This window comes from Actinoplanes sp. CA-252034 (assembly GCF_050956125.1).
Taxonomy (GTDB): Bacteria; Actinomycetota; Actinomycetes; order Mycobacteriales; family Micromonosporaceae; genus Actinoplanes.
This window is the reverse complement of the sequence record NZ_CP191846.1, coordinates 634,237-644,980: the sequence shown is the minus strand read 5'-3', so window position 1 is coordinate 644,980 and position 10,744 is coordinate 634,237. Positions and strand designations below refer to the sequence as shown.

The window sequence follows — 10,744 nt, the reverse complement described above, 5'->3', positions numbered from 1 at the left end:
GCCGGGGCCGCCTTCCGTCAGATCTCCTCGACGCTGCTGACGCCCTCGTTCGGGCGACGCGACAGGTCGATACCGAGTTCCTCCGCGGCCCGGAAGACCTCGTCGTCGGTCTCACGCATCTCGAGCGCCACACCGTCGCTGGACAGCACCTCGACGTTCAGGCACAGCGACTGGAGCTCCTTGAGAAGCACCTTGAACGACTCGGGGATTCCCGGCTCCGGGATGTTCTCGCCCTTGACGATGGCCTCGTAGACCTTCACTCGGCCGAGGACGTCGTCGGACTTGATGGTGAGCAGCTCCTGCAGGGCATATGCCGCCCCGTAGGCCTGCATGGCCCAGCACTCCATCTCGCCGAACCGCTGGCCACCGAACTGCGCCTTACCACCCAGCGGCTGCTGCGTGATCATCGAGTACGGGCCGGTCGACCGAGCGTGGATCTTGTCGTCGACCAGGTGGTTCAGCTTGAGGATGTAGACGTAGCCGACCGAGATCGGGTCCGGCAGAGGCTCACCGGAGCGGCCGTCGAACAGCTGCGCCTTACCGTCGCCGTTGACCAGCCGCTTACCGTCGCGGTTGACCAGCGTCGACTCGAGGAGGCCCTTGATCTCCTCCTCCTGAGCACCGTCGAAGACCGGAGTCGCGACATTGCTGTCGGCAACCGACTCGTGGGCCTCGATCGAGCGGAGCTGACGCTTCCACTCCTCGTCCTCACCCTCGACCGACCAGCCGGTCTTGGCGATCCACCCGAGGTGGGTCTCCAGAACCTGGCCGATGTTCATACGCGAGGGCACACCGAGCGGGTTGAGCACGATGTCGACCGGGGTGCCGTCCTCCAGGAACGGCATGTCCTCGACCGGCAGGATCTTGGAGATGACGCCCTTGTTGCCGTGCCGGCCCGCGAGCTTGTCACCGTCCTGGATCTTCCGCTTCTGGGCGACGTAGACCCGGACCAGCTCGTTCACGCCGGGGGGCAGTTCGTCGCCGTCCTCGCGGGAGAAGGTCCGGACACCGATGACGGTGCCGGTCTCGCCGTGCGGAACCTTCAGCGAGGTGTCCCGGACCTCCCGGGCCTTCTCACCGAAGATGGCGCGCAGCAGGCGCTCCTCCGGGGTCAGCTCGGTCTCGCCCTTCGGGGTGACCTTGCCGACCAGGATGTCGCCGGGCACGACCTCGGCGCCGATCCGGATGATGCCGCGCTCGTCCAGGTCGGCCAGCATCTCTTCGCTGACGTTCGGGATGTCGCGGGTGATCTCTTCCGGGCCGAGCTTGGTGTCGCGGGCGTCGACCTCGTGCTCCTCGATGTGGATCGAGGTGAGGACGTCCTGCTGCACGAGGCGCTGCGACAGGATGATCGCGTCCTCGTAGTTGTGGCCCTCCCAGCACATGAACGCGACGAGGAGGTTGCGCCCGAGCGCCATCTCACCCTCGTCGGTGCAGGGACCGTCGGCGATGACCTGGCCGGCCTCGATCCGGTCACCCTCGAACACGATCGGCTTCTGGTTGACGCAGGAGCCGGCGTTCGAGCGGCGGAACTTGTGCAGCAGGTAGGTACGCCGGTGGCCGTCGTCCTGGTGCACCGTCACGTAGTCGGCGCACAGGTCCTCGACCACGCCGCCGACCTCGGCGACGACCACGTCACCGGCGTCGACCGCGGCGCGGTACTCCATACCGGTGCCGACGAGCGGCGACTCGGCCTTGACCAGCGGCACGGCCTGACGCTGCATGTTCGCGCCCATGAGGGCACGGTTGGCGTCGTCGTGCTCGAGGAACGGGATCATCGCCGTCGCGACCGAGGTCATCTGCCGCGGCGAGACGTCCATGTAGTCGACCTCGGTGCCGGGCACGTAGTCGACCTCACCGCCCTTACGGCGGACCAGGACGCGGTCCTCGGCGAAGGTGTTGTCACTTGACAACACCGCGTTCGCCTGGGCCTTGATGAACCGGTCCTCCTCGTCAGCGGTGAGGTAGTGCACCTCGTCGCTGACGACGCCGTTCTCGACCTTCCGGTACGGCGTCTCGATGAAGCCGAACGGGTTGACCCGCGCGAACGTCGAGAGCGCGCCGATCAGACCGATGTTCGGGCCCTCAGGCGTCTCGATCGGGCACATCCGGCCGTAGTGGGACGGGTGCACGTCGCGAACCTCGAAGCCGGCCCGCTCACGGCTCAGACCACCGGGACCCAGCGCCGACAGACGGCGACGGTGGGTCAGACCCGCGAGCGGGTTGGTCTGGTCCATGAACTGCGACAGCTGCGAGGTGCCGAAGAACTCCTTGATCGCGGCCACGACGGGCCGGATGTTGATCAGGGTCTGCGGGGTGATCGCCTCGACGTCCTGGGTCGTCATCCGCTCGCGGACGACGCGCTCCATCCGGGACAGGCCCACGCGGACCTGGTTCTGGATGAGCTCGCCGACCGTACGCAGACGCCGGTTGCCGAAGTGGTCGATGTCGTCCGGCTCGTAACCGTCCTCACCGGCGTGCAGCCGGCAGAGGTAGTCCACGGTCTTGACGATGTCTTCCTCGGAGAGCGTGCCCCGGACGATCGGGACGTCGATCTCGAGCTTCTTGTTGAACTTGTAACGGCCGACCTTGGCGACGTCGTACCTCTTCGGGTTGAAGAAGAGGTTGTCGAGCAGGGTCTGCGCGTTCTCACGCGTCGGCGGCTCGCCAGGGCGGAGCTTGCGGTAGATGTCCAACAGGGCCTCGTCCTGCCCCGCGATGTGGTCCTTCTCCAGCGTCGTCATGAGCAGCTCGGACCAGCCGAACCGCTCACGGATCTGGTCGGCGGACCAGCCGATCGCCTTCAGCAGGACGGTGACGGCCTGCCGGCGCTTGCGGTCGATGCGGACACCGACCGTGTCGCGCTTGTCGATGTCGAACTCCAGCCAGGCACCCCGGCTCGGGATGACCTTGACGCTGGTGAGGTCGCGGTCGGAGGTCTTGTCCGGCTCCTTGGTGAAATACACGCCCGGCGAACGGACGAGCTGACTCACCACGACCCGCTCGGTGCCGTTGATGACGAACGTCCCCTTGGGGGTCATCATCGGGAAGTCACCCATGAACACGGTCTGGCTCTTGATCTCGCCAGTGGTGTTGTTGGTGAACTCCGCGGTCACGAACAGCGGGGCACAGTAGGTCAGGTCCTTCTCCTTGCACTCCTCGATCGAGGCCTTGACCTCGTCGAAGCGCGGAGCTGAGAAGGACAGCGACATGGTGCCGGAGAAGTCCTCAATGGGACTGATCTCTTCGAGGATCTCTGCGAGGCCCGAGTGGGCGTGCGGGTCGTCCGTCGTCCGGGCCTGCCAAGCCTCGTTGCCGACCAGCCAGTCGAACGACTCCGTCTGGAGGGCGAGGAGGTTGGGGACCTCTAGCTGCTCGGTGATCCGGCCGAAAGAGACCCGGCGGGGTGCGTAAGCGCTCGACGTACGGCTGGTCTTCGCAGGGCGGGAAGCTGCCAAGATGCGTCCTTCCGAGGACCGGTGCTGCTATGCGGCTGAGTTGCTGGTGCAACTGGTCTGCGTGCACTCCAATGAGCCCCCAAGAGAGTTATCCACATGGATATCTCAGTCGAAGGCAAGGCAGAAGGCAGCGCAAACTAGCAGTGTAGCCGCTCGGCTAACCGCTGTCCAGCCCCACACCCGAGGTCGCCTGCGGAACGTGTCCCCATCGCTCCTGACCTGCGCATCCACGGTCAGTGCTGTGACGGGGCCGCTCAGAAACGCGGCTGTCTCCTCTGGTGCCGGTCCGACGGGTATCGGAGGTAAACCCCCGTTACCCGTAGGGCGGCTGTCGCAAGCGCGGAAACTTGCTGATGTCAGCGTGCCTGCCCGCCGACACACAGTCAAGGGCTGTGCCGCGGGTCGGACGGTCGCGGTCATCCGCCCGGCACACCAATCGGACCATAACGCATGGTTAGCGAGGTTTGACACTCTTTGCCGCGCCGGTCCGCAGCCGGCCACGACGGCCTCGGTGAGCTGCCTGAACGCCGGGAACGACAATGGCGGGGATCCGTCGAGGATCCCCGCCATCGAAGCAGAACGCTGTGGAGCGTCAGATCACTTGAGGGTGACCTTCGCGCCCTCGCCCTCGAGCTTGGCCTTGGCGGCCTCGGCCTTCTCCTTGTTGACACCCTCGAGGATCGCCTTGGGGGCGGACTCGACGGCGTCCTTGGCCTCCTTGAGGCCCAGGCCGGTCAGCTCACGCACGACCTTGATGACCTGGATCTTCTTGCCACCGTCGCCCTCGAGGACCACGTCGAAGGAGTCCTTCTCGGCCTCGGCCTCGGCCGGGGCGGCACCCGGGGCGGCGGCGACGGCGACCGGAGCGGCAGCCTTGACGTCGAAGACGTCCTCGAACTGCTTCACGAACTCGGAGAGCTCGATGAGGGTCATTTCCTTGAAGGCCTCGAGCAGGTCTTCAGTGCTGATCTTCGCCATGGTGGCAACCTTTCCTAAGAACTTTGACGTTTAACGGTTCACGCGAGGCTCAGGCCTCCGCGGAACCGGCCTGCTCGCGCTGCGCCCGCAGAGCCTCGACCGTGCGCACCGTCTTGGTGAGGGGCGCCTGGAACGTGGCAGCGGCCTTGCTCAGGTTGGCCTTCATGGCGCCGGCCAGCTTGGCCAGCAGCACCTCACGGGACTCGAGGTCGGCAAGCTTGTTGACCTCGTCCGCCGTGATGGCCTTGCCCTCGAAGACACCGCCCTTGATGACCAGAACGGGGTGGGCCTTGGCGAAGGCACGGAGGCCCTTGGCCGCCTCGACCACGTCACCGTTCACGAAGGCGAGCGCGGTAGGACCGGTGAACAGCGCGTCGAGACCCTCGATACCCGCGTCGCTGGCAGCACGCTTCGCAAGCGTGTTCTTGGCGACGGCGTACTTGTTCTCGCCGCCCAGCGACCGCCGGAGCTCAGTGAGCTCCTTCACGGTGAGGCCGCGGTATTCGGTCAACACGGTGGCTGCCGAAGCACGGAAGTGGTCCGTGAGTTCGGCAACGGCCGAAGCCTTATCGGCCCGGACCGGCTTGTCCGCCATGTCCCTCCTCTCTCAGTGCTTCAGCCACTGGTCGAGAGGGTCCGCAAGAAAAGCAAAACGCCCCGGCGCAGGGCACGGGGCGGACTCGAACACACGCGCACGGGCGCGGCCGACGATCACGATCCGTTCTTCCCTGCACGGGTCGCCCACTTTAGGCGGGACCTTCGGCCGCGGCGTCCGTCTTGACGACGATCGCTGCGGCGACCAGCGGTCTATGGGTGGAACTTCAAGACGAGAGAGTACGCGGACCCGCCGCCGAAAACCAAATCGGCCCCGTCCCGCCTGTTTGGGCCGGTCCCGGCAATGCCGTCACGAGCGGTCGCGCCGGAGGCGGGCGTAGACGCCGAGGACCGCGGTGCACCACAGTGCCGTCCACCCGACCAGCACGAACACCTCGACCACGGACGGGGCGGTCCGCCCGCTCAGCGCACGGGACGTCGCCATCAGCGGGGGCACCAGCCAGGGGACGACCGAGTCGCTCAAGCCCAGGACCACGGCCAGGATCGACCCGCTCACCAGGATGCCCACTCCCGGCAGGATCCGGCGGGTGACGGCCCGGCCCGCGAGAGCGCCCAGCGCCACCGCCGCGGCCACCGACAGAAGGTGAGCAAGAACACCGAGGAGCACACCCGTCGCAAGACTCGGCTCCAGCGAACCGGGCTCGGGGCCGGTGATCGCGCGGAACGGCAGAGGCGCCAGCATCGCCAGCACGCACACCCCGATCGCGAGGACCGCCGCGGCGAGCAGGCCGGCCGCCGCCTCCCGGAGCGGGCCGACGGCCAGGCGGGCCAGCCTGCGCTGTGCGTCCGGTTCGGCGTCCAGCACGAGCTTGGTGAGCCACGCCAGGATCGGGAAGAGGCACGCCGCGGAGTAGCCGTAGGCGGTCGAGGCGGAGGACGGCCCGCCGCCGTAGAGAACGGACAGGACCGCCAGCACGGTGATCAGCGGCGCCGTGGCCCGGCCACCGCGCGCGAAACCGGCCAGGCGCATCCGGGTGAGCGCGATCATCGCCCCTCCCCCGGCTCAGGGCCCCGCTCGGGTACGCCCGACATCCTCTCGGCCACGCCGGAGCGCTCTCGGCGTACCCCCGAGGGGTCGAGATCCCGGACCCCGTGAACACGGTGACCGGACGCGCCCAGCCGGTCCATCGTCGCGGCGGCCTCGTGCCGCCGCACCAGGATCTCCACCACCACGTCGTCGGCATCGCCGTCGGCGGGAACCGGGTCCGGCCCGGCACGGAGGGTGCCGTCGGCGACCGTCCAGTGCAGCGCGCCCGGCAGGTTGGCGATCTCGCCGCGATGGTCACTGACCAGGACCGTGCCGCCGGCGCCGGTGACCTCGGCGACGATCTGCGGAATCAGCTCACGGGACGGGGCGTCCAGGCCCTCCCAGGGCTCGTCGAGGACCAGCAGGCCCGGCGGGGTGAGCAGCGCCTGGGCCAGGCCGACCTTCTGTGCGGTGCCCTTCGACAGCTCGGCGAGCGGGGTGCCGGCGTGGCCCGTCAGCCCCAGACGGTCGATCCACGGGTCGACGGCGGCCTGCGGCAGACGGCGCACCCCGGCCATCGCACGCAGGTAGCCCAGTGTGGTGAACGGCTGCGCGGCCGGGAAGCGCTCGGGGACCCAGCCGACGACGGCCGGCCGGTCACGAACCGAGCCCCGGGTCGGGCGCAGCACCCCGGCGGCCAGCTGGAGCAGCGTGGACTTGCCGGCGCCGTTACGGCCGAGGACCACGATCGTCCGGCCCGGCTCGATGGCGGCTCCCACTCCGTGCAGCGTCCACGGGGCGCGGCGGGCGTACCGGAACCAGACGTCGTCGAAACGCACGGCCGACAGCCTGCCACAGACCGTGCCCCGCACACAGGCCCGGAAAAGCGTCGAGCCCCCGGGGAAGTCCCCGGGGGCTCGGCGTGAGGCGGTATGTCAGGCGGTCTCGCCGTGCAGGTTCTTCTGCACGTTCGGGTCGACCTGGACGCCGGGGCCCATCGTGGTGGCGATGGTGACCTTCTTCAGGTACTTGCCCTTGGCCGCCGACGGCTTCGACCGCAGGACCTCGTCGAGGACCGCGGCGTAGTTGTCGATCAGCTGCTCCGGCGAGAAGGACGCCTTGCCGATGATCAGGTGCAGGTTGGAGTGCTTGTCCACCCGGAAGGTGATCTTGCCGCCCTTGATCTCGTTGACGGCCTTGGTCACGTCGACGGTGACGGTGCCGGTCTTCGGGTTCGGCATCAGGCCACGCGGGCCGAGGATGCGGGCGATCCGGCCGATCTTGGCCATCTGGTCCGGCGTCGCGATCGCGGCGTCGAAGTCCAGCCAGCCACCCTGGATCCGGGCGACGAGCTCGTCGGTGCCGACCTCGTCGGCGCCGGCCGCGACGGCCTCCTCGGCCTTCGCGCCCTGGGCGAACACGATGACGCGGGCGGTCTTACCGGTGCCGTGCGGCAGGTTGACGGTGCCGCGGACCATCTGGTCGGCCTTACGCGGGTCGACACCGAGGCGCATCGCGACCTCGACGGTGGCGTCGAACTTGCTCGGGCTGGTCTCCTTGGCGAGAGTGATCGCGTCCTTCGGCTCGTAGAGCTTGTTGGCGTCGATCTTCTCCTGAGCGGCGCGGTACGCCTTGCTGCGCTGTGCCATTACTCGATACTCCTGTGGTTGTTGGCGGGACCGCACGACGGCGGCCCCTCCCACTGATATCGCCGGGGATCCGGCGATCAGATCTTGGTGACCTGGTTGAAGTTCAGCTCGACCGGGGTCTCCCGGCCGAAGATCGACACCAGGACCTTCAGCTTCTGCTGGTCGGCGTTGATCTCACTGATCGAGGCCGGCAGCGAGGCGAACGCGCCGTCGGTGACGGTGACCGAGTCGCCGACCTCGAAGTCGAGCACCTTGATCTCGGGCTTGGCCTTCTTCTCCTCGGCCTGCACGGCCGGGGCCAGCCACTTCAGCACCTCGTCGAGGGAGAGCGGCGCCGGCCGGTCGACCCGGTCGGTGGCGCCCACGAAGCCGGTCACGCCGGGCGTGTTGCGCACGCAGGAGTACGACTCCGGGGTCAGGTCCATCCGGACGAGGATGTAGCCGGGGAAGACCTTGGCCTGCACCTGGTTGCGCTTGCCGTTCTTGACCTCGACCTCTTCGCGGGTCGGCACCTCGACCTGGAAGATGAAGTCCTCCATGTCGAGGCTCGTGATCCGGGTCTCGAGGTTGGTCTTGACCTTGTTCTCGTAACCGGCGTAGGAGTGCACGACGTACCAGTCGCCGGGCGCATACCGCAGCTTCTGCCGCAGCTCCTTGACCGGGTCGTAGTCCTCGTCGACCTCGGGCGCCTGGGCCACGGCCGACTCGTCGGCCGTCTCCACCGACTCGTCGATGTCCAGCGACGACTGCTCGTCAGTGGTCTCGTCGTCGTACTCAGGCACGCTCGCTCACTTCCAAATAAGTCTCTACGGTTCGGGGCCGGGCTCCGGTGTCGCGGATCAGCCCAGCGCCCAGAGGATCGCCTTACCGAAGCCGTAGTCCAGACCGGCCACCAGAGTCGTCATGATCACCACGAAGACGATCACCACGCCGGTGTAGGTCAGAAGCTCCTTGCGAGTCGGCCAGATGACCTTACGGAGCTCGCTCGTGACCTCGCGGAAGAAACCACCGATCCGACCGAACGGGCCGCGGCCGGACTTCCTGGCCTTGGGGCTCTCGTCCTTCACACGCTCGGCGACGGCAGTGCCACCACCGGCGCCACTGGTCACCAGCGCGTCGTCATCCGGCACATCACCGGCGGCGGCGTCGGCGAAAACCTCGTCATCGCCGGGGACGTCGTCACGGGGGCGGTCCTTCTCGGCCACTTCGCCCTACTTCCGTCGTCGGTGGTTCTCCGATGGTCCTGTCAGAACCCGACCAGACGCGGAAGCAGTGCGGACCGCGCACCGGGCGGGCACGTCGAGGAGGATTGCGCAGGGGTGACAGGACTTGAACCTGCAGCCTGCGGTTTTGGAGACCGCTGCTCTGCCAATTGAGCTACACCCCTTTGCGGGACCTGTCGCCTCGCGACTTCAGAGCCCCACGGCGCACCAGTGTACGGGTACGCCCGCTGTTATCCCAACCCGGGCTACCGCTTCCTGATGAGCGCCTGTGCCATGGACAGTACCTTGTCCCCGTTGCACGTCGCAGTCAGGCTCAGCCGAGTGTGTCCCTCGTCGGTGACCTCCTTCACCGAGGCGGAAACCACGACGTCGGTCCCCTCGTCGGTGTCGGGCACCGGGACGGGACGGCTGAAACGCACGCTGAACTCGACGACCGCGTCCGCGGCACCGGCCCACGTGGTGACCGCGCGGCCCACCAGTGCCATCGTGAACATGCCGTGCGCGATGACGCCGGGCAGTCCCACTCCAGTGGCGATCCGGTCACTCCAGTGGATGGGGTTGAAGTCACCCGAGGCCCCCGCGTAGCGGACCAGGTCGGCCCGGGTCACCCGGAAGGTCTGCGGCTCCAGCTCTGCGCTCATCAGTCCTCTCCCCGCACCACGAGTTTCGACCAGACGGTCACGACCGGTTCGCCGGCCTCGGTTGTCACGTCCGTGCGGGTGGTGAGGAACTCGTGCCCGCCCCGGCTGAGGATCTCCTCGACCGTGTTGACGCAGACGAGAGCATCGCCGGCGACGACCGGACGGGTGTACGCGAAGCGCTGGTCACCGTGGACGACCCGGCTGTAGTCGACACCGAGCGCGGGGTCGGCGACGACCTCACGGCTGGCCGGCATCGTGATCGCGACGGGGAAGGTGGGCGGGGCCACCACGTCGGCGTAGCCGAGCGCCCGGGCCGCCTCGGGATCGTGATATTCGGCGTCGGTGGCGCCGATCGCCCGCGCGAACTCCCGGATCTTCTCGCGGCCGACCAGGTAGGGCTCGGTGGGCGGCCAGCTGCGGCCCACGAAGGATTGGTCCAGAGGCATGTCCACAAACTACCTGTCGAGGGCCGCGCAGATATAGCACTACGAGTGCAAAAATATTTACCTGGCCGCGCTGACCCTGGAAGCGACCGCGCCGCGCTGACCCTGGAACCGACCGCGCCGCGCTGACCCGGAAACCGACCGCGCCGCGCTGCTCCGGAAACGACACTGCGCCGCCCGGACGGATCCGGGCGGCGCAGTGGTAAAGATCTTGGCGGTACGCTCAGCGCGTCTCGCGGTGCAGGGTGTGCTTCCCGTCGCGCGGGCAGAACTTCTTCAGCTCCACGCGGTCCGGGTCGTTACGCCGGTTCTTCTTGGTGATGTAGTTCCGGTCCTTGCACTCCGTGCACGCCAGGGTGATCTTCGGACGGACGTCGGTCGCCTTGGCCACGGCGGGGTGCCTTCCTGCTAACGGTTTACTTACTGACGACGAACCAGCGTAGACGCTCGGTCCGCCGCTTCGCAAAGTGGTGCCCCGGGTGGGGTCCACAGGAAAGTAGCGGTGGCCGGACTTGAACCGGCGACACAGCGATTATGAGCCGCTTGCTCTGCCATCTGAGCTACACCGCCGAGCCAGGCTCACATGTCCAGCGCCAGGCAAGGCGGAACGAACCCGGTAGAGCCCCCTTACGGAATCGAACCGTAGACCTTCTCCTTACCATGGAGACGCTCTGCCGACTGAGCTAAGGGGGCGCTGCTTGCGATGACTCGCTTGCTGCACGGGTAAGACTACACGGCCCCGGAGCGGGGGTGAAATCAGTACCCCCTTC

General features: G+C 67.6%; 11 protein-coding genes and 3 tRNA genes. All 14 read right to left on the bottom strand.

Translation table 11 applies throughout. The features are described from left to right. Positions 1-17: 17 nt before the first annotated feature. On the bottom strand, positions 18-3,458 hold the full coding sequence (locus ACQPZW_RS03015) for a DNA-directed RNA polymerase subunit beta (RefSeq protein ID WP_433793314.1): 3,441 nt from the start codon (positions 3,456-3,458) through the stop codon (positions 18-20). A 597-nt stretch (positions 3,459-4,055) separates the two neighbouring features. Further along, positions 4,056-4,436 (bottom strand): 50S ribosomal protein L7/L12, encoded by a 381-nt coding sequence (gene rplL / locus ACQPZW_RS03010; RefSeq protein WP_188120950.1) that lies wholly within the window; start codon positions 4,434-4,436, stop codon positions 4,056-4,058. Positions 4,437-4,485: 49 nt separating this feature from the next. Further along, on the bottom strand, positions 4,486-5,031 hold the full coding sequence (rplJ, locus tag ACQPZW_RS03005; RefSeq protein ID WP_433793313.1) for a 50S ribosomal protein L10: 546 nt from the start codon (positions 5,029-5,031) through the stop codon (positions 4,486-4,488). A 309-nt stretch (positions 5,032-5,340) separates the two neighbouring features. Beyond that, a complete protein-coding gene (locus ACQPZW_RS03000) occupies positions 5,341-6,039 on the bottom strand; it encodes a hypothetical protein (RefSeq protein WP_433793312.1) in 699 nt (232 codons plus the stop codon). After that, entirely contained in the window at positions 6,036-6,857 is an 822-nt protein-coding gene (locus ACQPZW_RS02995; RefSeq protein WP_433793311.1) for an ATP-binding cassette domain-containing protein, read from the bottom strand. Before ACQPZW_RS02995 ends, ACQPZW_RS03000 begins: the two co-directional genes overlap by 4 nt. A 96-nt stretch (positions 6,858-6,953) precedes the next feature. Then, complete coding sequence (rplA, locus tag ACQPZW_RS02990; RefSeq protein WP_433793310.1) at positions 6,954-7,667, bottom strand: 50S ribosomal protein L1; 714 nt, start codon at positions 7,665-7,667, stop codon at positions 6,954-6,956. A gap of 77 nt (positions 7,668-7,744) precedes the next feature. Then, a complete protein-coding gene (gene nusG, locus ACQPZW_RS02985; RefSeq protein ID WP_433793309.1) occupies positions 7,745-8,449 on the bottom strand; it encodes a transcription termination/antitermination protein NusG in 705 nt (234 codons plus the stop codon). Positions 8,450-8,506: 57 nt separating this feature from the next. After that, entirely contained in the window at positions 8,507-8,872 is a 366-nt protein-coding gene (gene secE / locus ACQPZW_RS02980; protein ID WP_433793308.1) for a preprotein translocase subunit SecE, read from the bottom strand. A gap of 109 nt (positions 8,873-8,981) precedes the next feature. Next, a tRNA-Trp gene (locus ACQPZW_RS02975) sits at positions 8,982-9,054 on the bottom strand. An 81-nt stretch (positions 9,055-9,135) separates the two neighbouring features. Then, entirely contained in the window at positions 9,136-9,531 is a 396-nt protein-coding gene (locus ACQPZW_RS02970; protein WP_433793307.1) for a MaoC family dehydratase, read from the bottom strand. After that, positions 9,531-9,977, bottom strand: a complete 447-nt coding sequence (locus tag ACQPZW_RS02965; protein WP_364071501.1) for a MaoC family dehydratase N-terminal domain-containing protein — start codon at positions 9,975-9,977, stop codon at positions 9,531-9,533. Before ACQPZW_RS02965 ends, ACQPZW_RS02970 begins: the two co-directional genes overlap by 1 nt. A 220-nt stretch (positions 9,978-10,197) precedes the next feature. After that, entirely contained in the window at positions 10,198-10,365 is a 168-nt protein-coding gene (gene rpmG, locus ACQPZW_RS02960) for a 50S ribosomal protein L33 (protein ID WP_014687739.1), read from the bottom strand. Positions 10,366-10,471: 106 nt separating this feature from the next. Continuing rightward, positions 10,472-10,544 (bottom strand) — tRNA-Met (locus tag ACQPZW_RS02955). Between the two features lie 50 nt (positions 10,545-10,594). Further along, positions 10,595-10,667 (bottom strand) — tRNA-Thr (locus ACQPZW_RS02950). Between the last annotated feature and the right edge of the window lie 77 nt (positions 10,668-10,744).